At 58.4% G+C, this 25,582-nt stretch carries 22 protein-coding genes; 16 read left to right on the top strand and 6 right to left on the bottom strand.

The annotated features are described in order from the left end of the window. Positions 1-14 precede the first annotated feature (14 nt). From P8O11_RS04300 to P8O11_RS04255, 10 genes are all read left to right on the top strand, one after another. Positions 15-467 (top strand): GAF domain-containing protein, encoded by a 453-nt coding sequence (locus P8O11_RS04300; protein WP_300292001.1) that lies wholly within the window; start codon positions 15-17, stop codon positions 465-467. Positions 468-586: 119 nt separating this feature from the next. Further along, positions 587-1,156: a helix-turn-helix domain-containing protein gene (locus tag P8O11_RS04295; protein ID WP_300291999.1), complete on the top strand. Its 570-nt coding sequence runs from the start codon at positions 587-589 to the stop codon at positions 1,154-1,156. A 2-nt stretch (positions 1,157-1,158) separates the two neighbouring features. Next, positions 1,159-1,773, top strand: a complete 615-nt coding sequence (locus P8O11_RS04290; RefSeq protein ID WP_300291997.1) for a LysE family translocator — start codon at positions 1,159-1,161, stop codon at positions 1,771-1,773. 3 nt (positions 1,774-1,776) lie between these two features. Further along, positions 1,777-2,400 carry a LysE family translocator gene (locus P8O11_RS04285; protein WP_300291995.1) on the top strand — a complete coding sequence of 208 codons (624 nt, stop codon included), beginning with the start codon at positions 1,777-1,779 and terminating at the stop codon, positions 2,398-2,400. Positions 2,401-2,405: 5 nt separating this feature from the next. Further along, positions 2,406-4,856 carry an FAD-dependent oxidoreductase gene (locus P8O11_RS04280; RefSeq protein WP_300291993.1) on the top strand — a complete coding sequence of 817 codons (2,451 nt, stop codon included), beginning with the start codon at positions 2,406-2,408 and terminating at the stop codon, positions 4,854-4,856. Beyond that, on the top strand, positions 4,853-5,749 hold the full coding sequence (locus tag P8O11_RS04275; protein ID WP_300291991.1) for a homocysteine S-methyltransferase family protein: 897 nt from the start codon (positions 4,853-4,855) through the stop codon (positions 5,747-5,749). The genes P8O11_RS04280 and P8O11_RS04275 overlap by 4 nt, the downstream gene beginning before the upstream one ends. A gap of 90 nt (positions 5,750-5,839) precedes the next feature. Beyond that, positions 5,840-8,287, top strand: coding sequence for an FAD-dependent oxidoreductase (locus P8O11_RS04270; RefSeq protein ID WP_300291989.1), 2,448 nt, complete (start codon positions 5,840-5,842; stop codon positions 8,285-8,287). 157 nt (positions 8,288-8,444) lie between these two features. Further along, entirely contained in the window at positions 8,445-9,356 is a 912-nt protein-coding gene (gene rarD / locus P8O11_RS04265) for an EamA family transporter RarD (protein WP_300291987.1), read from the top strand. Next, on the top strand, positions 9,353-10,210 hold the full coding sequence (locus P8O11_RS04260) for an SDR family oxidoreductase (protein ID WP_300291985.1): 858 nt from the start codon (positions 9,353-9,355) through the stop codon (positions 10,208-10,210). The genes rarD and P8O11_RS04260 overlap by 4 nt, the downstream gene beginning before the upstream one ends. A gap of 58 nt (positions 10,211-10,268) precedes the next feature. After that, complete coding sequence (locus P8O11_RS04255; protein ID WP_300291982.1) at positions 10,269-11,057, top strand: ion transporter; 789 nt, start codon at positions 10,269-10,271, stop codon at positions 11,055-11,057. Positions 11,058-11,061: 4 nt separating this feature from the next. Here P8O11_RS04255 and P8O11_RS04250 read toward each other — a convergent pair whose 3' ends face one another. The 4 genes from P8O11_RS04250 to P8O11_RS04235 all read right to left on the bottom strand — a co-directional run bounded on the left by P8O11_RS04250 (position 11,062) and on the right by P8O11_RS04235 (position 14,926). After that, positions 11,062-11,685 (bottom strand): hypothetical protein, encoded by a 624-nt coding sequence (locus tag P8O11_RS04250; protein ID WP_300291980.1) that lies wholly within the window; start codon positions 11,683-11,685, stop codon positions 11,062-11,064. A gap of 179 nt (positions 11,686-11,864) precedes the next feature. Beyond that, positions 11,865-13,787: a 1-deoxy-D-xylulose-5-phosphate synthase gene (gene dxs / locus P8O11_RS04245; protein WP_300291978.1), complete on the bottom strand. Its 1,923-nt coding sequence runs from the start codon at positions 13,785-13,787 to the stop codon at positions 11,865-11,867. Positions 13,788-13,809: 22 nt separating this feature from the next. Next, positions 13,810-14,640, bottom strand: a complete 831-nt coding sequence (locus tag P8O11_RS04240) for a polyprenyl synthetase family protein (protein WP_300292055.1) — start codon at positions 14,638-14,640, stop codon at positions 13,810-13,812. Between the two features lie 43 nt (positions 14,641-14,683). Next, positions 14,684-14,926: an exodeoxyribonuclease VII small subunit gene (locus tag P8O11_RS04235; protein WP_089894126.1), complete on the bottom strand. Its 243-nt coding sequence runs from the start codon at positions 14,924-14,926 to the stop codon at positions 14,684-14,686. Positions 14,927-15,010: 84 nt separating this feature from the next. Between P8O11_RS04235 and P8O11_RS04230 the strand changes: the two genes are divergently transcribed. Next, complete coding sequence (locus tag P8O11_RS04230) at positions 15,011-15,979, top strand: phosphotransferase (RefSeq protein WP_300291974.1); 969 nt, start codon at positions 15,011-15,013, stop codon at positions 15,977-15,979. Here P8O11_RS04230 and mutS read toward each other — a convergent pair. Further along, positions 15,972-18,578, bottom strand: a complete 2,607-nt coding sequence (mutS, locus tag P8O11_RS04225) for a DNA mismatch repair protein MutS (protein WP_300292053.1) — start codon at positions 18,576-18,578, stop codon at positions 15,972-15,974. The genes P8O11_RS04230 and mutS overlap by 8 nt on opposite strands. Before the next feature lie 176 nt (positions 18,579-18,754). On the opposite strand from mutS, the gene P8O11_RS04220 reads away from it, so the two are divergent. Both P8O11_RS04220 and P8O11_RS04215 read left to right on the top strand, forming a co-directional pair. After that, a complete protein-coding gene (locus tag P8O11_RS04220) occupies positions 18,755-21,010 on the top strand; it encodes an NADP-dependent malic enzyme (protein WP_300291972.1) in 2,256 nt (751 codons plus the stop codon). A gap of 3 nt (positions 21,011-21,013) precedes the next feature. Beyond that, a complete protein-coding gene (locus P8O11_RS04215; RefSeq protein WP_300291969.1) occupies positions 21,014-21,883 on the top strand; it encodes a ribokinase in 870 nt (289 codons plus the stop codon). A gap of 91 nt (positions 21,884-21,974) precedes the next feature. On the opposite strand, the gene msrA is transcribed toward P8O11_RS04215, so the two are convergent. Beyond that, on the bottom strand, positions 21,975-22,625 hold the full coding sequence (msrA, locus tag P8O11_RS04210; protein WP_300291967.1) for a peptide-methionine (S)-S-oxide reductase MsrA: 651 nt from the start codon (positions 22,623-22,625) through the stop codon (positions 21,975-21,977). Between the two features lie 109 nt (positions 22,626-22,734). On the opposite strand from msrA, the gene P8O11_RS04205 reads away from it, so the two are divergent. The 3 genes from P8O11_RS04205 to P8O11_RS04195 all read left to right on the top strand — a co-directional run bounded on the left by P8O11_RS04205 (position 22,735) and on the right by P8O11_RS04195 (position 25,525). Beyond that, a complete protein-coding gene (locus tag P8O11_RS04205; RefSeq protein WP_300291965.1) occupies positions 22,735-23,640 on the top strand; it encodes a D-amino acid aminotransferase in 906 nt (301 codons plus the stop codon). Beyond that, complete coding sequence (locus P8O11_RS04200) at positions 23,637-24,353, top strand: HAD family hydrolase (RefSeq protein WP_300291963.1); 717 nt, start codon at positions 23,637-23,639, stop codon at positions 24,351-24,353. Before P8O11_RS04205 ends, P8O11_RS04200 begins: the two co-directional genes overlap by 4 nt. Positions 24,354-24,487: 134 nt before the next feature. Beyond that, positions 24,488-25,525, top strand: a complete 1,038-nt coding sequence (locus tag P8O11_RS04195) for a fatty acid desaturase (protein ID WP_300291961.1) — start codon at positions 24,488-24,490, stop codon at positions 25,523-25,525. Positions 25,526-25,582 lie beyond the last annotated feature (57 nt).

The following is a 25,582-nucleotide window of genomic DNA, read 5'->3' as shown; positions in this document are numbered from 1 at the left end:
CAAAAGGCAAATCTATGCGTGTAAACTACGACACCCTCGCCAAGACAATTCACTCTCTCACAGAGGGCGAAACAGACGAGGTCGCCTTGATGGCCACACTGGTTTGCGAGCTTCATCACGCAGATGACCGCTTCGACTGGACGGGCTTTTACCGCGTCACAGAGCCTAACCTGCTCAAAATTGGGCCGTATCAAGGTGGTCATGGCTGCCTGCAAATCCCCTTTTCGCGCGGTGTCTGCGGTGCCGCAGCGCGCACGCGAGAGGTGCAACTTGTTGACGATGTCGAGGCCTTCGAGGGCCATATCGCTTGCGCATCGAGCACCCGTTCCGAACTGGTGTTGCCTGTGTTCAATGCCGCAGGAGATGTCATCGCTGTTTTGGACATCGACAGCGATCAGCCCGCCGCCTTTAAAAAAGCAGATGCGCAAGCTCTGACAGCGATACTGGCTGGTGTTTTTTCACGGTGAGCCAATGTCCGATTGGGCTTCAGATAATCTGCCTCATTGGGATCGCGTGAAAAAACGCTTTGAAATTTCATTCTCTTGATGCATCGTGAAAATTGTTGCGCAAATTTCACGGGAATCAAATGAACCAGGCCGCCACCTCTTCGCAAACTCTCGGAGCCGATCTGCGCGCCTTGCGAAAGGCACGAGGTCTGACCCTGACAGATATGGCGGAAACGCTGGGCCGTTCTGTCGGCTGGCTCAGCCAAGTGGAGCGTGACTTGTCCGAGCCCTCAATCACCGATCTGCGCCATATGGCTCGCAAGCTCGGCGTCTCTCTTTCAATGTTGTTCAGCCACGCTCCTGCTCCCACGCATGAGGCGGGATATGTGGTGCGCAACGGTGCCCGTCGCCCCATAGGCTCTGGCGAGGCGGGGCTTGTCGAAGAGCTTCTCTCCCCCGATCTCACTGATGATTTTGAGATGGTCCATTCTACCTTCCAGCCTCACTCCCGCATTGGCGAAGAGGTGACGCGCCCCACGCAAGAGGTCGGCTATCTGATCTCTGGCAAGCTTGATCTTGTCATCAGCGGCAAACGTTTCACAATCCATCCCGGCGACAGTTTCCGCATCCGCGGCGAACCGTTCGAGTGGATCAACCCCTATGATGACCCCGCCGTCGCGATCTGGGTCATCGCGCCTCCGGTATATTAAGCATGAGCTTCGAGGCCTGGACCATATTCGCAGTTTTCTGGCTGGTGTTTGTCACAACACCGGGCCCCAACGCTGTCAATTGTATTCAGTCAGGCATGAGTCTTGGATTTGTCCGCGCCTTACCAGCAGTCGCAGCAATCCTCTGCCAAGCCTCGCTCTTTCTCACATTGTCAGGATTTGGCATCACAGCGCTTCTCGCGGCGTCGCCAACAGCCTTTCTCGTCCTCAAATATGCAGGCGCAGGGTTTCTCGTTTACCTCGGCTTGCGCGCGATACTGACCGCACATTTGCCGATCAAGGCAGGCAAGCACGCGGGCCGCTCGCTCTTCACCCGCGCCTTCCTCATCGCCACAATCAATCCAAAATCTGTCGCAGGCTACTTTGCCGCCTTCAGCCAGTTCGTCGACCCACACACTCCGATTGCCGCTCAAATGTGGCTGATCGTACCCACTGCGCTCAGCCTCACAACCTTGAGCTATTGTACCTATACAGCGCTCGGTGCGGGCCTTGGAAAGCTCGCCCTTGGAGCCGTCTTCAACGTCTGGTTTCGCCGCGCAATGGGACTCTGCTTCATCGCCTATGGCCTCGCGCTCGGCGCCACATCAGGGAGGGCTTAAGCTTTGTTAGAGACGCTTTTTGCAATGGACGCCGCCCTCATCCTGACCTTCACAGGCGCAGGTATCCTGCTCAATATCACTCCTGGCTCCGACGTGGCCTTCTCTATGGCTTCAGGTATTTCAGGCGGCCCGCGTGCAGGCATCGCCGCGGCCACAGGTATTACCCTTGGTGGTCTCACACATGTCTTCTTCGCAGTCCTCGGCATCTCCGCGGCACTCATGGCCGTGCCACACGCCTATGATATCATCCGCTACCTCGGCGCAGCCTACCTGATCATACTGGCCGTCAAAACATGGCGCGCACCACCCGAGCTAGAGAAAGCACACGGCGCATCCCGCCTCGCCTCGGCGCTCAAGCGCGGCTACCTGACAAACCTGCTCAACCCTAAAGTCGCGCTCTTCATTGTCGCCTTCCTGCCCCAGTTCACCCGTCCAGAAGCGGGTCCAATCTGGCAGCAAATCTTTATCCTAGGGCTCATCTTCAACGCCTCAGGCCTCGTCATCAACAGCACCTATGGCATTGCCGCTGGCCTTGCAGGCCACCGCATCATTCGTATGGGCGGAACGCTCAACAAAATTACATCTATCGTCTTCGGCGGCTTAGCTGCGCGCCTCATCTGGGAGTAAACACCATGTCCGATATTCCAACAAAAGCCCGTGTGGTCGTCATCGGTGGCGGCGTTGTAGGCTGCTCTGTGCTCTATCACCTCGGTCTCAAAGGCTGGACAGATTGTGTGCTCCTAGAGAAGAACGAACTGACCGCAGGCAGCACATGGCACGCCGCAGGCAACGTGCCAACATTTAGCACCTCGTGGTCGATCATGAACATGCAGCGCTACTCGACAGAGCTCTACGCCCGCCTCGGAGCAGAAGTCGATTACCCAATGAATTACCATCAGTCAGGCTCGATCCGCCTCGCCCATACCAAAGAGCGCATGCAAGAGTTTGAACGCGCGGCTTCAATGGGCCGCTACCAAGGCATCGCCATGGAAATCTGGACACCCGAGGAGGCCAAGGAACACTACCCTTTCCTTGAAACCCACGATCTCGCAGGCGTGCTCTACGATCCGACAGACGGCGATATTGACCCCGCTCAGCTCACTCAAGCCCTCGCCAAGGGCGCGCGCGACATGGGCCAGAGAATCCTTCGCTTCACGCCCGCGACAGGCGTCACCCAGCAGGCTGACAAAAGCTGGATCGTCCACACTGAAAAAGGCGATATCGCCGCCGACTATGTGGTCAACGCCGCTGGCTACTATGCCCAGCGCGTCGGCGAGTGGTTCAAGCCCTATGGCGGACGTACCGTTCCGATGATGGTGATGGAGCACCAGTATCTGCTCACAGAACAGATCCCCGAAGTGGTGGCATGGTCCGAAGAACACGGCAAAAAGCTTCCCCTCATCCGTGATGTAGACGTCTCTTATTACCTGCGACAAGAAAAAGGCGGCTACAATCTCGGCCCCTATGAGCCGAATTGTAAAGCCCACTGGGAAGGCGGCGACGCAGAGATGCCCGATGATTTCTCCTTCCAGCTCTGGCAGGAAGACCTCGACCGCATCGAGGATATCGTCACAGACGCGATGGAGCGTGTGCCACTTATGGCCACAACAGGTGTCTCAAGCGTCATCAACGGCCCGATCCCTTATGCCCCAGATGGCCTCCCACTGATCGGCCCGATGCCGGGTGTTGATAATGCCTTCGAGGCCTGCGTCTTCACCTTCGGAATCGCCCAAGGCGGCGGTGCTGGCAAGGTCATGGCCGAATGGATCGTTGATGGCGCAACAGAATGGGACATGTGGGCCGTCGATCCGCGCCGCTACACGGATTACACCGACCACGAATATTGCGTGGCCAAAGGCATGGAAGTCTACGGCAATGAATACGCCATGCACTTCCCATGGCATCGTTGGCCCGCCGCCCCCGACCGCAAGCTGTCTGCCGTCCACGCACGCGTCAAAGCCCTCGGCGGGCAGATGGGCGACTACAACGGCTGGGAGCGCGCCAATTGGTTCGCTCAGGAAGGCGACGACACCTCAGAAGAAGCAACACATACATGGGCCCGCTCTGGCCCATGGGAGCAGCGAATCCGTGAAGAATGCGAAGCAGTGCGCGACGCGGTCGGGGTGCTCGATCTCCCCGGATTCTCCCGCTTCAATCTCGCAGGCACAGGCGCAGCAGAGTTCCTGCGCACCCAGATCACTGGCGCTCTGCCCAAAATCGGCCGCATGAATCTCATGTATTTCGCTGACAATCGCGGGCGCATCCTCACCGAAATGAGCTGCGTGCGCCACGAAGAGGACAGCTTTACGCTGATCACAGCCGCCACCGCCCAGTGGCATGACTTTGAGCTTCTGCGCGCACGCCTCCCCGAGGGCCTCAGTCTCACAGACCACTCCACTGAGTTTGGAACCCTCATCGTCACAGGCCCGCAATCTCGCGCGCTCTTCGAGCAAATCGGAACAGAAGCAGACCTCTCTCTGCCATGGCTCTCTCACCAGTCGGCCACAGTCGCAGGCCAGCCCTGCTCCTTCGCCCGTGTCTCCTTTGCAGGTGAGCTCGGCTGGGAAGTCCACGCCGCCAATGCCGCCCTCCCCGCAATCTACGAGGCCCTGCTTGCAGCAGGAGCCAAGCCCTTCGGCATGTGGGCGCTCAATTCGCTCCGCCTAGAAAAAGGCTACCGCGCTTGGAAGGGTGATCTCTCCACGGATTACTCACTGTTCGAAGGCGGCCTTGAGCGTTTTGTGAAGCTCGACAAGCCTCAAGACTTCCCTGGCAAAGCCGCGCTCCTCGCTGAAAAGCAGCAAGGCAGCAAAAAGCGCTTCGTCACACTTCTGGTTGAAGCTGGCGACACAGACGCGCCCTATATGTCCTGCATCTACTCCGGTGGTGAAATCGTCGGTGAAACAACCTCGGGCGGCTGGGGTTACCGCATCGGCAAGTCCATCGCCTTGGGCATGGTCAGAGCCGATCTTGCACAAGCAGGCACAGAACTCGAAGTCGAAATCTACGGCACGCGCTACAAAGCCGTGGTGCAAGAAGACGCCCCCCTCTGGGACGCCAGCAACGAAAGGCTGCGCGCATGACCAACATAACCCTCCTCGACGGCTCCATCGGCCAGGAGATCGTCAAGCGCTCGGGCAGCCGTGCCACCCCGCTCTGGTCCACATCCGTAATGATGGAGCAGCCCGAAGCGGTGCGCGCCGTGCATCTTGACTACTTCAACGCAGGCGCAACCATCGCCACAACCAATACCTACGCTGTCCATGTCGACCGCCTCGCGCGCGTCGGCCTTGAGGCGCAGCACAAAACCTTGCTTGATATCGCAATGGCCGAGGCCGTGGCCGCCCGCACAGCCCATGGCTCGGGCCGGATCGCCGCCTCCCTCGGCCCCCTCGGCGCGTCCTACCGCCCCGATATCGCTCCGCCTCTGGCAGAGGCTCAAAAGGCCTACGCCAGCATCGTCGAAGCGCTCGATCCCTTGGCCGATCTCTTCCTCATCGAAACGGTCTCCTCCCTCCACGACGCCCGTGGCGCGCTCATGGGCTGCGCCGCCACAGAAAAACCCGTCTGGCTCGCCGTTACAGTTGATGATGATGACGGAACCAAGCTCCGCTCCAGCGAATCTGTCTCTGACCTTGCCCAGATCGTCTCCGAGTTCGCTCCCGCCGCCCTCCTCGTCAACTGCTCCCGCCCCGAGGCCATCGCCGCCGCGCTCGAGCTCATCTCGCCCATGGGCCTGCCCTTTGGCGCCTATGCCAATGGCTTCACACGCATCTCAGAAGGCTTTCTCAAAGACGCGCCAACCGTTGACGCATTGGAGCAACGCAAGGATCTTGGCCCCAAAGACTATGCCGCCTTCGTCATGCATTGGATCGCCCAAGGCGCAACCATCGTGGGCGGCTGCTGCGAAGTGGGGCCCAAGCACATCACCGAGCTCGCCAATCAACTCAAAGCCGCAGGCCACACAATCATCTAGCCTTTTTCTTTCCAAAAGTATCCCGGGGGTGCGGGGGCTGGCCCCCGCCGCTCCACCAAGCCAAGCCCCATCATCCATGGAGTCACCCAAATGCCCACTCTCCCCTCAAAAGCCCGCGTCGTTATCATTGGCGGCGGCATCGTCGGTTGCTCCGTCGCCTATCACTTAACAAAACTTGGCTGGAAAGACGTGGTCCTGCTTGAGCGCAAGCAGCTCACCTCAGGCACAACATGGCACGCCGCAGGCCTCATCGCCCAGCTGCGCGCCACGGCCAATATGACCAAGCTCGCGAAATACTCCCAAGAGCTCTACGGCAACCTTGAGGAAGAAACAGGCGTCGCCACAGGCTTTAAGCGCGTCGGCTCCATCACAGCTGCCCTTACAGGCGAGCGCCTCGAAGAACTGCACCGCTCCGCCGCCATGGCGCGTGCGTTTGGCGTCGAGGTTGAAGAGATCAGCCCAAGCGAAATCAAACAGCGCTACGAACACCTCAACATCGACGGTGTCACAGGCGGCGTCTACCTCCCCCTAGATGGTCAGGGAGACCCAGCCAACATCGCCCTCGCCCTCGCCAAAGGCGCACGCCAGCGCGGCGCAACCGTTCAAGAGCGCGTCAAAGTCACTGATATTGCCAAAAATGGCCGCCGCGTGACATCCGTCAACTGGCAAGGCGAAGACGGAACAACAGGCGAAATAGAGACCGATATGATCGTCAACTGCGCAGGCATGTGGGGCCACGATGTCGGGCGCATGGCAGGCGTCAATGTCCCCCTTCACGCTTGCGAGCACTTCTATATCGTTTCCGAGCCCATCACTGGCCTCACACAGCTGCCCGTTCTGCGCGTCCCCGACGAATGCGCTTACTACAAGGAAGACGCGGGCAAGCTGATGCTCGGCGCCTTCGAGCCACGCGCCAAACCTTGGGGCATGGACGGAATATCCGAGAGCTTCGAGTTCGACCAGCTTCAGGAAGATTTCGATCACTTCGAGCCGATTCTCGAAAAGGCCGTAAACCGCATGCCCATGCTCGGCGAAGCTGGTATCCATACCTTCTTCAACGGGCCCGAAAGCTTCACCCCCGACAACGCCTACCACCTCGGCCTCGCTCCCGAGATGGACAACGTCTGGGTCGCCGCTGGCTTCAACTCAATCGGGATCCAGTCCGCTGGTGGCGCGGGTATGGCCCTCGCCGCATGGATGGACACGGGGAGCAAACCGTTTGATCTCGGCGATGTCGACATCTCCCGCATGCAGCCCTTCCAAGGCAACAAACACTATCTCTTCGAGCGCTCCAAAGAAGCCCTCGGCCTGCTTTATGCCGATCACTTCCCCTTTCGCCAGAAAGACACCGCTCGCGGCATCCGCCGCACACCCTTCCATGACAAACTCCTCGCAAACGGCGCCGTCATGGGCGAGCTCGCGGGCTGGGAGCGCGCCAACTGGTTCGCGACCGAAGGCCAGAAGGCAGAATACGAATACACATGGCAGCGTCAGAACTGGTTTGAAAACCGCGCCGCCGAACACGCCGCCATCCGCGAAAACATCGGCATGTATGATATGTCGTCCTTCGGCAAACTGCGCGTCGAAGGCCCCGATGCGGAGGCCTTCCTCAACCACGTCTGCGGCGCAAACATGTCTGTTCCTGTGGGCAAGATCGTCTACACGCAATTCCTCAATACGAAGGGCGGCATAGAGGCCGATGTCACAGTGACACGCCTTAGTGAAACCGCCTACCTCGCGGTCACACCCGCCGCCACGCGCCTCGCTGATGAAACATGGCTGAGGCGCAATCTAGGCTCTAACATTGCTGTCATCACCGATGTCACAGCAGGCGAAGGTGTCCTCGCCGTCATGGGCCCCAACGCGCGGGCGCTCCTGCAAGCCGTCTCGCCCAACGACTTCTCAAACGAGGCAAACCCTTTCGGAACAGCACAGCAGATCGAGCTTGGCATGGGCCTCGCTCGGGCCCACCGCGTCTCATATGTGGGAGAGCTTGGTTGGGAGATCTATGTAAGCACAGACATGGCAAGCCACGCCTTCGAAGCGCTCCATGCCGCTGGCCGGCCCCTCGGCCTCAAGCTCTGTGGCATGCACACAATGGACAGCTGCCGCATCGAAAAAGCGTTCCGCCACTTCGGTCACGATATCACCTCCGAGGACAATGTCGTCGATGCAGGCCTCAGCTTCGCAGTCGATCTCTCCAAACCCGACTTCATAGGCAAATCCGCCGTCGTCGCCCGCAAGGAAAGTGGCCCCAAGGCGCGCATGGTGCAGTTTCTTTTGCAAGACAGCCAGCCGCTCCTCTACCACAACGAGCCGATCCTGCGTGATGGCGAAATTGTCGGCTACCTAAGCTCGGGCGGCTACGGCCATACCCTCGGCGCAGCCGTCGGCCTTGGCTACGTTCCCAGCGAAGGTCAATCCGCCGCTGAGGTGCTGGCAAGCTCCTATGAAATCGATGTCAAAGGAACTCGCGTCAAAGCAACGGCCTCCCTCAAGCCGATGTATGATCCGAAGTCGGAGAAGGTGCGCGTCTAGCCTTTCTTCTCTTTACAAATATCCTGGGGAGCGCGAGGGGCAACGCCCCTCGCCACGCTCGGATTGTGCGAAGCACAATTCGAAACCAAAGCGTTACGTCACGGGACTAGCCCTCCCCATCAAAACAGCCTAGTCATTCAGAGAAGAGGAGCGCCGCATGCCAGAGAACCGCGACACACCCCAAGGCCTCGGCTTTGCGCTCACAGCCTACGTGCTTTGGGGGTTCCTGCCCCTCTACATGAAATTGCTCAGCCATATTCCCCCTGACGAAGTCGTCGCGCATCGCGTGATCTGGTCTCTCCCCATCGCCGCGACCCTGCTCATAATACTTGGTCGCACAGGCGATATCAAAACGGCTCTCACAACGCCCAAAATGCTCGCTATGGGCTGCATCACTGCCGCGCTAATCTCGATCAACTGGGGCTTCTACGTCTGGGCCATCACATCAGGCCACGCCCTAGACGCCGCGCTTGGATACTACATCAACCCGCTTTTCTCTGTCTTCCTCGGTGCGGTCCTACTCGGCGAGCGGCTCAACAAACTCCAGCTCGCCGCTCTTGCTCTCGCCTTTGCCGCCGTGGTGATCCTTACGCTTGAAGCAGGCAAGCTCCCGTGGGTCGCGATCGCACTCTTCGTCACATGGGGCTTTTATGCGCTGGCGAAGAAGTCGCTCCCCATTGGGCCCAATCAAGGCTTTCTGCTTGAAGTAATGATCCTCACACCCCCTGCGATAGCCTATCTCATCTGGCTTGGCCCAACAGGCAACTTCCTCGGAAGTACCTATGATACATGGCTTCTCCTTGGCTGCGGCGTAGTTACAGCTGTGCCCCTTCTCATCTACGCCAACGGCGCCAAGCTCTTGCGCCTCAGCACAATAGCAATTTTGCAATACATCGCCCCCACAATGATCTTCCTCATCGGCGTGTTTGTGTTCAAAGAGCCCTTCGGTGGCGCGCGTATGGTGGCCTTCCCGATGATCTGGATTGCGCTTGTGCTCTATTCCATCGCCATCTTGCGCAACATGCGCGCCGCACGCAAACTCGCGGTCAAAACAGCGGCGACGCCATGACAAAAACACTCCTCACCATAGGCCAAGGCTACTCGGCCAACGCCCTCACTGGCCACCTTGCCCCCAAGGGCTGGAAGCTCTTCGGGACAACCCGCTCGCCCGAGAAATTCCCCGCGATACAGGCCCTTGGCGTTAGCCCATTGCTCTTCCCCGAAGGGGATCTGACGGACGCGTTGTCCGAGGCAACACACCTGCTGATCTCCGTCTCCCCCTCCGAGAACGGCGATCCCTTCTTGGCGAAATACGGTTCTAAACTGCACAAACATGCGCCCAATCTCGAATGGGTCGGCTATCTCTCAACAACTGGCGTCTATGGCGACCACGCGGGAGGCTGGGTCACGGAAGAGACCCCTCTCACGCCAAGCAGCCGGCGTGGCCTGATGCGCGTCGAAGCAGAAAACCAGTGGCGCGGGACAGGTTTGCCGCTCCACATCTTCCGCCTCGCAGGCATCTATGGTCCCCATCGCGGCCCATTTGAAAAAATCCGCAATGGCACAGCCAGACGGATCATCAAGGAGGGCCAGGTTTTCTCACGTACCCATGTGGACGATATCGCCCAAGTGCTCCTCGCATCGATCAATAGCCCGAACGCGGGCGCGGCCTATAATGTCTGTGATGATATGCCAGCGCCTCCACAAGACGTCCTCGCCTATGCCGCCGAGCTTCTTGGTATGGCCCTGCCGCCAGAGGTGCGCTTTGAAGACGCCGAGCTTTCCCCCATGGCGCGCAGCTTTTATGGCGAAAGCAAACGCGTCGCAAACGAACCCATCAAGAATGACCTCGGCGTGACACTCCTTTACCCCGACTATAAGTCTGGCCTTCAGGCTGTCCTCGCGGCCGAAACGCGCAAATAAACTTGCCTTTCGCTCCCCAGCCCCTACCTAACTCTAAACCCTAGCTTTCGAGGCCCATATGTCCCTGCGCGCAACGCTCGCCAAACTCGTCGATCACCCGAGAACCGCAACGATCATTACAGCCGTGATCATCTTTAACGCGATCATCCTTGGCTTGGAGACATCCCAAAGCGCCATGGCAAACTACAGTGGGCTGATCAAAACGCTTGATACGCTCTGCCTGACCATCTTCGTGGTCGAACTACTCGCCAAGCTCGTCGCCCACGGCCCCCGCTTTTTCCGCTCGGGCTGGAACATATTCGACTTTGTGATCATAGCCATTTCGCTCATCCCTGCGGGCCAAGGCTTCTCCGCAATGCGCGCGCTGCGCATCCTGCGGGTGCTCCGGGTGATCTCAGTGGCTCCGTCTCTGCGCCGCGTGGTCGAAGGCCTCATCACAGCGATGCCCGGCATGGGCTCGGTCTTCATGCTGATGGGCCTGATCTTCTACATCGGCGCCGTCATTGCCACAAAACTCTTCGCCGATGCCTTCCCGCAGTGGTTCGGCTCGCTCGGGGCATCCGCCTACACACTCTTCCAGATCATGACACTCGAAAGCTGGTCCATGGGGATCGTGCGCCCCGTGATGGAAGTCTACCCCTACGCATGGGCCTTCTTCCTGCCCTTCATCCTCGTGACAACTTTCGCAGTGGTCAACCTGCTGGTCGGCCTCGTGGTCAACTCCATGCAAGACGCCCACCACACCGAAGACGTCGCCAACACCGACGCCTACCGCGACGATGTCAAAGCACGCCTCGATGCGATTGATAAGAAGTTGGATGCTTTGGGCGGCGAGCGGAAGGGTTAAGCCCTCAAGGCCTTTGACGGACGACAGACATAATTTTCAGTTCGGGCCTGATCCACTTTGCCGTCTCAGGACATATCCAGTGCAAAAGCTCCACCGTCTCTGAATAGTCCCGTGTTATGTCCCTCGTGATGAGGGTTTCATGGTGAGAAATTCTGTTTCGCAAAGCTCTGATCTTGTTGCAACGCTCAAGAAGTTTCTCCCGCGTCACAGCACTATCCAATGTGGCTTGCCGGCAGAAACCTGCCCACAAATGTTCTTCATATTTTGGCAGAAACATATTGGTCCAAAATCCGAAGCTCAGCTCTGCAGTCACCCGCCCCTCTGTCAGGGTGCGGTCCGCATCCACAACTTCTTTCACGGCCCTCAAAAGGATGCCTTTTCCACCCTTGCCTAGCAAATCGTGAAACTGTTCACTCTCCCACCAAATCGATCCAAAAGCCTGCGCAAGACACGCAATGACGTTGTTGCGCAGCGCAACTTCAATCGAAGCCAGCAAAGGGTAAAATGCCGATGAAAGATTCAGGTTCCAAACATAAAGCTTGATTGCGCGCTCTTCTTCAAATCCAGCCGCCTTGAGATATGGCTCAAATCTGTCTTGCGAGAGTGAAAATATGACTCGATCTATCAATATATTGTGTCTTTATGGAATTACTTCACCAGATCGCGCCATCCTGAGTGCGGCGAGTCAAGTATTTTATTGAATCTTTAAGGCGATTACCCCATTTTAGAAGTGTCGAGAGCGAATCGAAGCTCTCAATCAGTCAGAGCCCCGCGACAGCCCTAGGGTCCTCGCGGGGTTTCGCTTTTTCAAGCCCGCTTCACCTGAGCAACTCCCAACACACCCAGCACTTTCGTGACGATGTCCGCGGCCTCTAGCCCTGCCTCGGCATACATCTCCGCGGGCGATCCTTGGTCAATAAACCAGTCAGGCAAGACCATTGAGCGGAACTTGAGCCCCGCGTCAAACGCGCCTTCCTCGGCCAGAAGCTGCGCCACATGCGAGCCAAACCCGCCCACAGCGCCCTCTTCCAGCGTGATCAGCACCTCGTGTTCACTTGCCAGTCGCAAGATCATCTCTTTGTCCAAAGGCTTCGCAAACCGCGCGTCTGCAACCGTCGGAGTAATTCCCTTCGCGGCCAGCTGCTCGGCGGCTTTCTCGGCCTCGGCCAGCCGCGTGCCAAAGCTCAAAAGCGCTACGCGCGCGCCCTCGCGCACAACACGGCCCTTACCGATCTCAAGCGCAACGCCGCGCGCCGGCATCTCAACGCCCACGCCCTCGCCGCGCGGATACCTGAAGGCAATAGGCCCCGCATCATAGCTCGCCGCCGTGGCGACCATATGCTTCAGCTCGGCCTCATCCGCTGCCGCCATCACAACCATATTGGGCAGGTTCGCAAGATAGGCGATGTCATAGCTCCCCGCGTGCGTCGCCCCATCGGCGCCAACAAGCCCCGCACGGTCAATCGCAAAGCGTACAGGTAGGTTCTGCAACGCCACATCATGCACAATCTGGTCGTAACCGCGCTGCAAGAACGTCGAATACATCGTGCAAAACGGCTTCATCCCGCCCGCCGCCAAAGCCGCGCAAAAAGTGACACCATGCTGCTCTGCGATACTCACATCAAAGCAGCGGCTGGGGTAGCGTTCGGCCATAAGGTCAAGCCCCGTACCGCTCGGCATCGCCGCCGTGACAGCGCAAATCTTGTCGTCCTCCGCAGCAAGCGCGACCAGCTCATCACCAAACACAGCCGTATAGCTCGGTGCATTGCTCGGCGTTTTCACTTGCTTGCCCGTGATTACATCAAACTTCGCCGTCGCGTGGCCCTTGTCGTCCCGCGCCTCGGCGGGGGCATAGCCCTTGCCCTTCTTCGTGATCGCATGAATGAGGATCGGCCCCGTTGCGCGCGCCTTCACAGTGCGCAAAAGCGGCAAGAGCTGGTCCATGTCATGGCCATCAATCGGCCCGATATAGCTAAAGCCCAGCTCTTCGAAAAGCGTGCCGCCCACGGTCATGCCCTTGAGCATTTCCTTGGCCCGCTTCGCGCCTTCTTGAAAGAACGGTGGCATAAGGCTCACCGCGCCCTTGGCCGCAGCCTTGAGTTCCTGAAAAGGCTCTTCAGAATAAAGCCGGCTCAGATAACTCGAAAGCGCGCCCACAGGCGGCGCAATACTCATCTCGTTGTCATTCAGGATCACAATCAGCCGCTTGCCCAAATGGCCAGCGTTGTTCATCGCCTCAAAGGCCATACCCGCGCTCATCGCGCCATCGCCGATAACAGCAATCGCATCGCCCAGTCCTTCGGGGCAGTTTCCACCCAAGTCGCGCGCCACAGCAAAGCCCAGCGCCGCGCTGATCGAAGTCGACGAGTGCGCAGCCCCAAAGCAATCATACGGGCTCTCAGAACGTTTGGTAAATCCGCTCAGGCCCCCACGCTTGCGCAAAGTGCGGATACGGTCCCGCCGCCCTGTCAGGATCTTGTGAGGGTAAGACTGATGCGAAACATCCCAGATAATCTTGTCTTTGGGCGCATCAAAAACAGCATGCAGCGCCACGGTCAGTTCAATCACACCCAAACCAGCGCCCAAGTGTCCGCCCGTTTCACTCACCGCCGAAATCGTCTCGGCGCGCAGCTCTCCAGCCAGCGTAACGAGTTCGCTGTCGCTCAGCCGCTTCATATCAGCGGGGCTGGCCACCTTATCTAGTAGCGGGGTCTTGGGGCGGTCGGTCATAATCACCCTTTCAAGGGAACACTCACTTGCGCCGCGAAATAACGAAGCGCGCAGCCTCTCGCAAGCAATCAGCATCGTTTTTATAAACAGATAAGGCCTCACAGGCCTCTTCCACAAGGCTTGCCGCTTGGCGTTTTGCCGCATCAAGCCCCAGAAGCGAGACAAATGTCGCCTTGCCCGCCTCTTCGTCCTTGCCCACGGCCTTGCCTGTCTCGGCGGCGTCGCCCTCTACATCAAGGATGTCATCAGCAATCTGGAAGGCAAGCCCGAGCCTGTCGCCATAGGTCTCTAATCCAGCACAATCAGCGCCCGCCATCACAGCGCCAGCCGTCGCTGACCAACGGATCAGCGCGCCTGTCTTGCCGTTCTGAACAGCCTTGATCTCGGCCAGAGTCAGCGGCATCTCACTTGTTTCCGCCGCAATATCCATCATCTGGCCGCCAACCATCCCGCCATGACCACTCGCCTCAGCCAGCCCCCGCAACAGCGGGAGCACATTGGGCATATCCTCGCTCGCCAGCAGCTCAAAGCCCTTCGCCTGCAAAGCGTCCCCCGCCAAAACGGCAGTGTGCTCGTTCCATTTCTTGTGCACCGTCGGCTTACCACGGCGCAGATCGTCGTCGTCCATGCACGGCAGATCATCATGAATCAGCGAATAGGCATGGATACACTCCACAGCCAGCCCCACACGTGTCGCAGCTTCAAGCCCCTGCCCGTGCAGTCGCGCCGATTCGATCACAAGAAAAGCCCGCAAGGCCTTTCCACCATCAAGCGCATAAACCATCGCATAAAGAAGCTCGGCCTCAGGCAGCGACTTACCCGCTTCAAAGTAATCAAACGGCGCTTGCTGCATCAGGCTCTGCGCCCGCGTCAGCGCCGCCTCAAAGCCCAGTGGTTCAATCAACGTCAAGCGGCTTCGTCCCTGTCGGATTGCCTTCGCCATCCAGCGTAATAGCCGCGACTTTTTCTTCCGCGTCCTTCAGCTTACCTTCGCAATGCTTCTTCAAAAGCGCGCCGCGCTCATAAAGCTTGATAGAGTCATCCAGTGGCACATCGCCCCGCTCAAGCTGGCCCACAACTTTCTCAAGTTCGGCCATAGCCGCCTCAAAGCTCATCTCGGTAACAGGTGTCTCGCTCATGCGTCTCTCCAGCTCAATTTCCCCGACCATACAGGCGCTTCGTTTAGGGTTCAATTCACAACCGCCCGCGCATATGCTCTCTCTATGACAGTGGTTGAGACGAGTAACATTGAGCTTTTCCCCGAAGAGGCCCGCGCCGCTTTGGACAGGTTGACCCATGTCGCATCCACAGCCCTTCAAGGCCGCGTCTACAGCATCGGCCCGGCGCTCCACCTCGTACCAAGCCGTCACGCCGTGTTTCAAGGCAGCTTTCAGGGCCAAGACGCTGTATTCCGCCTTACGCTCTCCGCCGAAGCGCAAGCGACAACCACAAAGGAATGGGATGAACTCGCCCGCGCCTGGGCTTATATGAATACGGCTCCGCTCACCGTTCAGGAGCCTCTCTTTCACGCCGCCGAAGCTGGCCTAACCATTACGGCGCTGGCCAAAGGTGAGGGCCTGCTAACGGCGCTCTGGCGTCTGCCGTCTGAGGAACGCTCCGCCCCCATAGCGCTCGCCGCCGACTGGCTGCGCAAATTTACCGCGCCAACCGAAGAGTGGCGCGCGCCCAATCGGCGCCCATGGCGCAGCTGGGCCGAGAAAGCCACCGAACAACAGCCCCATGACACACTCCGCGCCATTGAGGCCCGCGTGTTTCAGAAAATGAAAAAACTGTACCGCCAGATCGACTTTCCCGAATGGCGCGTGGCGCTCGCCCATGGCGACTTTCATCTCAACAATCTCTTCTGGGCTGGCCAGACCGTCACCGCCATTGATCTTGGCGCAACCAATCACGCCCCACTTTACAAAGACATCGCCCGTGCGCTCGTTCATATGGCCCGCCGCGGCATGCTTCCCTCAGGCTCACGCAGCTTCGGTGTCGACGCCGCCGCCTTTGAAGCCTTCACAAAGCGCTTTGAACTTTCCGACCAAGAAGAAAACGGCTTCTTGCCCTACTTCATCTGCTTTGAAGCCCTAATCAAAGTCGAGCATCCAAACATGCCCCAAGCGCGGCTAGATCATGCCGAAGCCATGTCAAAATCGCTTCTGGATGATCTCAAGCAGATCACTTAGCCATCTTTGCCTTCAGCTCGTAAAGCACAGCCAGCGCCTCGCGCGGCGTCAGCTCGTCGGGGAAGATTTCGGCCAAAGCGCCTTCCACTTCGCTCTCTTTCGCCCTCATCGGGGCGGGCGCAGATGTGGCACTAAACAATGGCAAATCGTCAATTACCGCCTTATTAGAGCCTTCCCGTTCGCCCTTCTCCAGCGCCTCAAGCACAACACGCGCCCGCGCAATCACGCTCTCGGGCAGACCAGCCAGCTTGGCAACCTGCACCCCATAAGAGCGGTCCGCGACACCTTTGCGCACCTCATGCAAGAAGATGATATCACCTTCCCACTCTTTCACCATGACAGTGGCGTTGGAGCAGCGTGCAAGCTTGTCAGACAGCTGGGTCATTTCATGATAGTGCGTCGCAAAAAGCGCGCGGCAGTGGTTGCTCTCGTGCAAATGCTCCAGAGTTGCCCAGGCAATCGAGAGGCCATCATAGGTCGCCGTCCCGCGCCCGATCTCGTCCAAGATAACAAGCGCACGATCATCCGCCTGATTAAGGATCGCGGCGGTTTCCACCATCTCGACCATAAAAGTCGAGCGCCCCCGCGCCAGATCATCGCTCGCGCCCACACGGCTGAAAAGCTGGCTCACAATCCCCACACGCGCCGCCACTGCAGGCACATAGCTTCCCATCTGTGCCAGCACAGCAATCAGCGCGTTCTGGCGAAGAAAGGTCGACTTACCCGCCATGTTCGGCCCCGTCAGAAGCCAAAGCTGGTCATCTTCAGCCAACACGCAGTCATTCGGAACAAAACTTGTGCTTCCCTGCCGCCGCAAGGCCTGCTCCACAACGGGGTGGCGCCCTTGGCTAATCTCAAGCGCATGGCTCATGTCAACGGAGGGCCGTGCCCAATCTTCTTCCCGCGCGATGCTGGCAAGCCCAAGGGCAAGGTCAATCTCCGCAAGCGCCCCCGTCGCCGCAAAGACAGCCTCCTGCGCCTCCAGAATAGCGCGGCGCAGCTCGCCAAAAATCCGCAGCTCGATTTCGGTCGCGCGGCCCCCTGCATTCAAGATCCGCGTTTCCATCTCGCTCAACTCTGGCGTGGTAAAGCGCACTTGGTTCGCGGTGGTCTGGCGGTGCTTGAAGCGTTCGTTGAGCGGCGCGCCCAGCATTTTCTCTGCATGTGTCGCTGTCACTTCGATGAAGTAGCCCAGCACATTGTTGTGCTTGATCTTGAGCGCCGAAATCCCTGTGTCAGCAGCATATTCCGCCTGCATCTTGGCAATCACGCCGCGCCCCTCGTCGCGCAAGGCGCGGCTGGCGTCGAGCTCTTCGTCATAGCCAGCTGCCACAAACCCGCCATCGCGGGCAAACAAAGGCGGCTCCGCCACAAGCGCCGCATCAAGCAGATCCACGAGTGCATCATGCCCCAAAAGCTTCTGGCCTGCTTCTCTCAAAAGCGTGGGCAGCTCAAGCTCGGCCATATTAGAGCCTATATCACCCGCTTTCCCAAGACCGTTGCGAATACTCGCCAAGTCTCTCGGCCCGCCGCGCTCAAGCCCAAGCCTTGAAAGCGCGCGCTCCATATCTGGCACATGGCGCAGGCTGTCACGAGTGTCCGCCAGAAACCCTGTATCAACCAGCCCAACACTCACAGCATCCAGCCGCGCAGAAATCTCGGCGACGTCACAAGAGGGCGAGCTAACCCGCCGCTCCAAAAGCCGCGCGCCCTGCGCTGTCAACGTGCGGTCAATCGCGCCCAGAAGCGAGCCAGCGCGCGCACCCTGCATAGAGCGCGTCAGCTCAAGATTGCGCCGCGTGGCCGCATCAATCTGCATGACCCGTCCCGCCACTTCGCGCACGGGTGCAGCCAAAAGCGGCAGCTTCCCCTTCTGGGTGATCTCCAGATAATCAAGCACAGCCCCCAGCGCCGAAACTTCAGCGCGTGAAAATTGACCAAAAGCATCCAAGGTCTCGACTTCAAAAAAAGTACAGAGCCGCTTCTGAGCCCCCTCGCTGTCAAAGCTGGCCTTGCCCAGTTCGCTCACAGCGACGCCTTGTTCCTCAGCCAGCGGCGCAAGCTCGTTAAACTGCGCATCCGCAAAAACAATCTCACTCGGTGAAAGCCGCGCAAGCTCTGGCCCCAACCGAACGCGCGATAGCTCCATGACCCGGAAGTCACCTGTGGACATATCAAGCCAAGCCAACCCTGCCACATCGCGGATCTCGACATAAGCCGCCAAAAAGTTGTTGCGACGGGCCTCCAAAAGGCTGTCTTCTGTCAGCGTGCCAGGCGTGACAAGCCGCACAACATCTCGCCGCACAACTGATTTATAGCCGCGCTTCTTGGCCTCTTCAGGGCTTTCCAGTTGTTCACAAACAGCCACACGAAAGCCCTTGCGAATAAGTGTCAAAAGATAGTTCTCCGCTGCATGATGCGGCACACCGCACATAGCAATATCCTCGCCGTCGTGCTTGCCTCGCTTGGTCAGCGCAATATCCAGCGCTTCCGACGCTGCCACAGCATCGTCAAAGAACATCTCGTAAAAGTCGCCCATGCGATAAAACAAGAGCGCCTCGGGGTAATTCCCCTTAATCTCAAGATACTGCGCCATCATTGGCGTCACAGTTGGCTTGGCAGCGCTCACAGGCTCATCCCCCCGAATGGTTGGGGCCAAACTAATCCGCCAAGCGACCGCGCGAAAGCCGAAAGTCTGAAATCGTTTGAGAGAAGCGCCGACAAAGGCTATGACTGCCCGACCCCTTATTAAACCAGTATTGAATCAGGCCAAAAATGACCAAGCAGAAGATCTCCCGCGAAGACGCCCTTGCCTTTCACCTTGAGCCAACACCTGGCAAATGGGAGGTGCAGGCAACTGTCCCCATGACAACACAGCGGGATCTTTCTCTTGCCTACTCTCCGGGCGTTGCCGTCCCTTGCGAAGACATCGCCGCCAATCCAGAGCTCGCCTATGACTACACCAACAAAGGCAATCTCGTCGCAGTCATTTCCAACGGCACGGCCGTCCTCGGCCTTGGCAATCTCGGCGCGCTCGGCTCCAAGCCCGTGATGGAAGGCAAGGCTGTGCTCTTCAAGCGCTTCGCGGATGTCAATTCAATCGATCTTGAGCTTGATACAGAAGACCCCGACGAGTTTATCAACGCCGTGCGCCTGATGGGCCCGACATTCGGCGGCATCAACCTCGAAGACATCAAAGCGCCCGAATGCTTCATCATCGAGCAAACTCTCAAAGAGCAGATGGATATCCCCGTCTTCCACGACGACCAACACGGCACAGCCGTGATCTGCGCCGCTGGGCTTCTCAACGCACTGCAAATTTCCGGCAAGAAAATCGAAGACGTCAAAATCGTCGTTAACGGCGCTGGCGCAGCAGGCATCGCTTGTATCGAACTGATCAAAGTCATGGGCGCAAAGCACAACAACTGCATCCTCTGTGACACCAAAGGCGTGATCTATCAGGGCCGCACCGAAGGCATGAACCAGTGGAAATCGGCTCACGCCGCCAACACGCCTGCGCGCACACTCGCAGAAGCCATGGATGGCGCCGATGTCTTCCTCGGCGTCTCCGCCAAAGGCGCGGTCACGCAAGAGATGGTCGCCTCCATGGGCAAAAACGCCGTGATCTTCGCCATGGCCAATCCTGACCCCGAGATCACACCCGAAGAGGCCCATGCCGTGCGCGAAGACGTGATCGTCGCCACAGGCCGCTCGGATTATCCCAATCAGGTGAACAACGTCCTCGGCTTCCCCTATCTCTTCCGCGGCGCGCTCGATATCCACGCGCGTGCCATCAACGACGAAATGAAAATCGCCTGCGCCGAAGCGCTCGCCAAACTGGCGCGCGAGGATGTCCCTGACGAAGTCGCAATGGCCTATGGCAAAAAGCTCAGCTTCGGGCGCGACTATATCATCCCGACACCGTTTGATCCGCGCCTGATTTATGTGATCCCTCCCGCCGTCGCCAAGGCAGGTATGGACACAGGTGTCGCCCGCCGCCCAATCATTGATATGGACGCCTATGAGGCCTCCCTCAAATCGCGGATGGACCCGACAGCCAGCATCCTGCGCAGCCTCAACGCCCGCGCCCGTCAAAATCAGGCGACAATGATCTTCGCCGAAGGCGATGATCCCCGCGTGCTGCGCGCCGCCGTCCAGTATCAACGCTCTGGCATGGGCCGTGCCCTCGTCGTAGGCCGCGAGGATGACGTCAAAACCAAGCTCACCGCCGAAGGCATGGCCGATGCTGTTGGCGAGCTCGAAATCGTCAACGCCGCCAATTCGCCCCACTTGGCCGAATACAAGGCCTTCCTCTACAAGCGTCTCCAGCGCCAAGGTTTTGACCGCCACGATGTGCACCGCCTCGCTGCGCGCGACCGTCACGTGTTCGCAGCGCTTATGCTGGCCCATGGTCACGGCGAAGGCCTCATCACAGGTGCCACCCGCAAGTCGGCACACGTAATGCAACGCATCAACATGGTGTTTGACGCAAGCGCCGAAGCGGGCGCCGTCGGCGTCACGGCACTGCTTCACAAAGGTCGCATTGTTCTCGTTGGCGATACGCTCGTCCACGAATGGCCTGACGAACAAGACCTCGCCACAATCGCCGAGCGCTCAGCCGATGTTGCGCGCCACTTGGGCCTGGAGCCCCGCGTCGCATTCGTCAGCTTCTCCACATTCGGCTACCCGCGCTCCGAGCGCGCCGAGAAGATGCACAAGGCACCAAGCGTTCTGGAAGCCCGTGGCGCTGATTTCGAGTATGAAGGCGAGATGACAGTCGATGTCGCGCTGAATGCTCAGGCGCAGAAAAGCTACCCCTTCTCGCGCCTCACAGGTCCCGCCAATATCCTCGTCGTTCCTGCGCGTCACTCCGCCTCGATCAGTACAAAGCTGATGCAGGAAATGGCCGGCGCAACAGTCATTGGCCCCATTCTTGCAGGCATCGACGAAAGCATCCAGATTTGTTCCACTGTCTCGACAGTGAATGACATCCTGAACATGGCCGTGCTCGCCGCCTGCAAAGTCGGGTAAACCATGACGCTCTTTTGCCTCGGCTCGATCAACCTCGACCACTTCTACGAGGTTTCTCACCTCCCCGCGCCGGGCGAAACCATCCTCGCCGAGAGCCACAGCACAGGCCTCGGCGGCAAGGGCGCAAACCAGTCTGTCGCCGCGGCCCAAGCTGGTGCGCGTGTGGTGCATATCGGCGCAGTCGGCCCCGATGGCGCATGGGCCGTCTCCCGCCTCAAAGCGCTCGGCGTCGACACCACGCATATCTCCGAGGTCACCGCCCCAACAGCCCACGCGATTATCAATATGGACCCAAAGGGCGAAAACGCCATCATCGTTTTCCCTGGCGCCAACATGCAGCAGTCTCTGACACAGCTCAAAACAGCTCTGCTTACCGCAAACCGCGGCGATATGCTGCTTCTCCAAAACGAGACCAATCTGGCGTTTGAGGCCGCCACACTCGCGCGCAGTCTTGGCCTCAAAGTGCTCTACGCCGCCGCGCCCTTTAATGCCGCGACAACAGCCGCGCTCCTGCCGCTGACCGATATTCTCATTCTCAACGCCGTCGAAATGAAACAACTGTCTGAGGCCACAAACGCAGCCGATCTTTCCCCCGAAACGATCGTGGTCACTGAAAGCTCAAAAGGCGGCCGCGCCATCACGGCAGCAGGCGAAACCCGCTTCCCTGCCTTCCCCGTGCAAGCGCTCGACACAACAGGCGCAGGTGATACTTTCACAGGCTACCTCGCCGCCGCCCTGCAGGAAGGCCAAAGCCTGCAAGACGCCCTGCGCTGCGCCGCAGCCGCCTCTGCCCTCAAAGTCACAAAAAAAGGGACAGCTGATGCCATCCCCTCTCGCACCGACGTCGACAGCTTTCTAAAGGCTCAAGCCTAGCTGACTCTTCCTCTTCCCAGAAATATCCTAGGCGATAGGTTTCAAAAGCCCTCGGCTTTTGAAACTGATGGGGCAAAGCCGCCGCGCAACCCTATCCCGCAAACGGCGCTGCCCCGCCCCAGAGGGCCTTCACCTTAGCGTCACGACCACAGGCCTTGCGATAAAACTTATACGCACTTGCCTTGCTCTTCGGCCCCGCCCGCGTCAGGACAATATCAGAGCTCTTGTAATAATCCTGATGATAGTCCTCGGCTGGATAAAAGCCGCTCAGCGGCAAAATCTTGGTGACGATCTTGCGCCCCAAGTCCTGACCAGCCACGCTCACAGCCTGCTCAGCAGCCGCCCGCTGATCTGCACCGTTGTAAAACAGCGCTGTCTTATAGGCGGGCCCTCGATCACAAAACTGCCCGCCATCATCCGTCGGATCAATCGAGCGCATGAACTTGTGCAAAATCTCGTCACGGCTGATCTTTCCTGCATCAAAAGTGATCTTCACAACCTCATAATGCCCCGTGTGATCCTTGTAAGTCGGGTTTTTCAATGTCCCGCCAGCAAAGCCTGAGACCCCTCCAATCACACCGGTAACCCCCTCAAAGTCAGACTCCACACACCAGAAACAGCCGCCAGCGACAACAATCTCCTCGCGCGGACCCGCCTCAGCCATGACAGCTTGCATCATCAGCGCCAGCCCAATCAACACCGCCAGCATCAAGGCCTTTATTTCTCTCACACAGCACATCATAGCTTTCACTCCTGCTAAACATGCCCTCACTCTAGGGCCTAAAAACTCCCCTGTAGACAGGCCTCACAGAGAGGTTACTACTGATACCCGAAATGTGAGAGGCCGAAACATGAGTGACAAAATAACAACCCACGCCGCCGAAGAAGATGCCCGCAACGAAGACCTCCAGATCTGGCTCAACGGCCGCTGCGTCCCCAAAGCCGAGGCGCTTGTGTCTGTCTATGACAGCGGTTTCATGCTGGGCGATGGTGTCTGGGAAGGTCTGCGGCTCTACAACGGTCAATGGGCCTTCTGGGATGAACATTTTGACAGGCTCTTTGAGGCCGCCAAAGCGATTGATCTTGATATCGGAATGACCCGTGATGAGCTCTATTCGGCCCTGTTAGAGACACAATCCGCAAATGATATGACAACAGACGCCCATGCGCGCCTCATGGTCACTCGGGGGGTCAAAACGCGCCCCTTCCAACACCCCTCACTCAGCCGCCAAGGCCCCACCATCACAATTATCATGGAGCACTCCCAGGCCAAAATCCCGCGTCCCATCCGCCTCGCCACAGTCCCTCACCAGCGCGGCCTGCCGATGACACAGGATCCCAAGCTCAACTCGCATTCCAAGCTCAACTGCATCCTCGCCTGCATCGCCGCTGAAAAGGCAGGCGCCGATGAGGCGCTGATGCTTGATGTCCACGGCTTCGTTAACACAACCAACGCCTGCAACTTTTTCATCGTTCGCAAAGGCGCCGTCTGGACCAGCACGGGCGACTATTGCATGAACGGAATCACCCGCCAGAAGGTGATTGATGTTTGCCGCGCTGATGGCATCCCGGTCTATGAGCGCAATTATTCGCTTGTGGACACCTACGGCGCCGATGAGGCCTTCCTCACAGGCACATTTGGCGCACAAACTCCCATCAGCGAGATAGACGGTCGCCAAATCGGCACAGGCGAAATGGGCCCCGTAACCAAGCGCATCCGTACGCTCTACAAAGCACTGATCGAGGCCCACGCATGACCAAAATCGCGATGTGGTCCGGCCCACGAAATCTGTCGACCGCGCTCATGTACAGCTTCGGCAACCGCGCCGATTTCGCCGTGGTCGATGAACCCTTCTACGCCCATTACCTGCGTGAAACGGGTCTCGCACACCCCATGCGCAATGATGTCCTCGCCTCCCAGCCCCAAGATGCAGATCAGGTTATACAGTCTCTAACAAACCCCATATCACAGCACTTCTACCAAAAGCACATGTGCCAACACATGCTGCCCTCCGTGCCGCGCGGCTGGATGAACACCGTCAAAAACGTCTTTCTGATCCGTCACCCCGCCCGCGTGATCGCCAGCTTCGGCGCAAAATATGAAGACTTCGGCCTCGCTGATATCGGCTTCTCCCAACAGCTCGAACTCTTCGAGATGCTCCGCGCCGAGGGCCATGCCCCCCTTGTCATCGACAGCGCAGATATCCGAGAAAAGCCCGAACCGATGCTTACAAAACTCTGCGCCGCACTCGATCTCTCCTTTGATCCCGCGATGCTGAGCTGGCCCAAAGGCGGCCACCCCTCCGATGGAATCTGGGCCGCCCATTGGTACAATGCGGTGCACAGCTCCACAGGCTTCGCTGGCCCCGAAGGGCCGCTGCCCGTCCTGGAAACAGAGGCTCAGCAAGAGCTCCTCGCAAAAGTCCTGCCCATCTACGAGCGCCTCGCCGCCCAAAAACTCGCGCCCTAAAACCATAAACGAGTCAAGATTCAGCCCCAAAAAGCTACCTTTTAGCGCAGGTTTGCCAAAAAAGTCATATTCCCCCTTCCCTCATGCCCTCGTTGCTTTATGTGTTTGCAAAGAAAAAATTAAGACAGAGACGTATGAACATCGCATCCGCCTTCCCGACCGAGCAGACCAAAACAGTCAAATCCGCCAAAGAATGGGTCTCCACCCTCGCCAAATTCCGCGAGCCCAATCCCGCGCGCAGCAATTTTGAACTTTTGGTCACAGCCGTCCCCTTCCTTGCTCTTTGGGCAGCAGCATGGGTATCTCTCTCGGTGAGTTACTGGCTCACATTGGCTCTCTCCGTGCCAATCGCCATGTTCCTGCTGCGCCTCTTCACAATCCAGCACGATTGCGGCCACGGTTCGCTCTTCAAAAATCGGACAGCAAGCGATTGGGTCGGCCGCGTCCTCGGTGTCGTCACACTGACACCCTATGATGTCTGGCGTCGCACCCATGCGATTCACCACTCTTCACACGGCAATCTCGAAAAGCGCGGCATCGGTGACATCGTCACCCTAACAGTTGCCGAATATCAGGCCCTCTCACCGCTCTGGAAGCTTCAATACCGCGCCTATCGCAACCCGTTCTTCCTCTTCGGCTTTGTGCCCGCCTATCTCTTTTTCATCCAGCAACGCTTCCCGGTCGGCCTGACAAAAACACCCAAATACTGGGTCTCCGCCATGCTTACCAATCTGGCGCTTTTGGCAGTCCTCGGAACGATCTACTATTTTGGCGGCTGGGCCCCGATCCTGCTGATTTTCGTCCCTTCAACGCTCATCGCCGCGACGGCAGGCATGTGGCTCTTCTACGTCCAGCATCAGTTCGAAGAAACAACATGGGACCACGACGAAAACTGGGATTTGCACGATGCCGCGCTCTACGGTAGCTCGCACTATATCCTCCCTTCATGGCTCAACTGGTTCAGCGCCAATATTGCGATCCACCATGTACATCATCTCTATTCGCGCATCCCGTTCTATCGCTTGCCAGAAGTGCTGCGCGAAAATGCCGAACTCGGCGAGATTAACCGCATGACAATCCGCGAAAGCCTTGCCTCCGTCCGCATGCACCTTTGGGATGAAGACGGCAAGCGCCTGCTCTCCTTCCGCCAAGCCCGCGCTCTCACAGCCTGAACACAGCCTGGCTTTTTCTTTCTAGAAATATCCCGGGGGGAGTTTGAGGGGGGCAGG

Origin of the sequence: Lentibacter sp. (assembly GCF_029254145.1) — a bacterium.
Taxonomy (GTDB): Bacteria; Pseudomonadota; Alphaproteobacteria; order Rhodobacterales; family Rhodobacteraceae; genus Lentibacter.
The sequence above is the reverse complement of the archived record's forward strand: the minus strand, read 5'-3'. Positions and strand labels throughout refer to the sequence as shown.

What these genes read in the sequence shown, in the direction of transcription:
- P8O11_RS04205 (WP_300291965.1), top strand. Translation starts at nt 22,735, where the DNA reads ATGAGTGACAAAATAACAACCCACGCCGCCGAAGAAGATGCCCGCAAC.
- P8O11_RS04275 (WP_300291991.1), top strand. Translation starts at nt 4,853, where the DNA reads ATGACCAACATAACCCTCCTCGACGGCTCCATCGGCCAGGAGATCGTC.
- P8O11_RS04280 (WP_300291993.1), top strand. Translation starts at nt 2,406, where the DNA reads ATGTCCGATATTCCAACAAAAGCCCGTGTGGTCGTCATCGGTGGCGGC.
- mutS (WP_300292053.1), bottom strand. Translation starts at nt 18,578, where the DNA reads ATGATGGCGCAGTATCTTGAGATTAAGGGGAATTACCCCGAGGCGCTC.
- rarD (WP_300291987.1), top strand. Translation starts at nt 8,445, where the DNA reads ATGCCAGAGAACCGCGACACACCCCAAGGCCTCGGCTTTGCGCTCACA.
- dxs (WP_300291978.1), bottom strand. Translation starts at nt 13,787, where the DNA reads ATGACCGACCGCCCCAAGACCCCGCTACTAGATAAGGTGGCCAGCCCC.
- P8O11_RS04240 (WP_300292055.1), bottom strand. Translation starts at nt 14,640, where the DNA reads ATGCAGCAAGCGCCGTTTGATTACTTTGAAGCGGGTAAGTCGCTGCCT.
- P8O11_RS04300 (WP_300292001.1), top strand. Translation starts at nt 15, where the DNA reads ATGCGTGTAAACTACGACACCCTCGCCAAGACAATTCACTCTCTCACA.
- P8O11_RS04290 (WP_300291997.1), top strand. Translation starts at nt 1,159, where the DNA reads ATGAGCTTCGAGGCCTGGACCATATTCGCAGTTTTCTGGCTGGTGTTT.
- msrA (WP_300291967.1), bottom strand. Translation starts at nt 22,625, where the DNA reads ATGATGTGCTGTGTGAGAGAAATAAAGGCCTTGATGCTGGCGGTGTTG.
- P8O11_RS04220 (WP_300291972.1), top strand. Translation starts at nt 18,755, where the DNA reads ATGACCAAGCAGAAGATCTCCCGCGAAGACGCCCTTGCCTTTCACCTT.
- P8O11_RS04200 (WP_300291963.1), top strand. Translation starts at nt 23,637, where the DNA reads ATGACCAAAATCGCGATGTGGTCCGGCCCACGAAATCTGTCGACCGCG.
- P8O11_RS04235 (WP_089894126.1), bottom strand. Translation starts at nt 14,926, where the DNA reads ATGAGCGAGACACCTGTTACCGAGATGAGCTTTGAGGCGGCTATGGCC.
- P8O11_RS04295 (WP_300291999.1), top strand. Translation starts at nt 587, where the DNA reads ATGAACCAGGCCGCCACCTCTTCGCAAACTCTCGGAGCCGATCTGCGC.
- P8O11_RS04230 (WP_300291974.1), top strand. Translation starts at nt 15,011, where the DNA reads ATGACAGTGGTTGAGACGAGTAACATTGAGCTTTTCCCCGAAGAGGCC.
- P8O11_RS04270 (WP_300291989.1), top strand. Translation starts at nt 5,840, where the DNA reads ATGCCCACTCTCCCCTCAAAAGCCCGCGTCGTTATCATTGGCGGCGGC.
- P8O11_RS04215 (WP_300291969.1), top strand. Translation starts at nt 21,014, where the DNA reads ATGACGCTCTTTTGCCTCGGCTCGATCAACCTCGACCACTTCTACGAG.
- P8O11_RS04260 (WP_300291985.1), top strand. Translation starts at nt 9,353, where the DNA reads ATGACAAAAACACTCCTCACCATAGGCCAAGGCTACTCGGCCAACGCC.
- P8O11_RS04255 (WP_300291982.1), top strand. Translation starts at nt 10,269, where the DNA reads ATGTCCCTGCGCGCAACGCTCGCCAAACTCGTCGATCACCCGAGAACC.
- P8O11_RS04195 (WP_300291961.1), top strand. Translation starts at nt 24,488, where the DNA reads ATGAACATCGCATCCGCCTTCCCGACCGAGCAGACCAAAACAGTCAAA.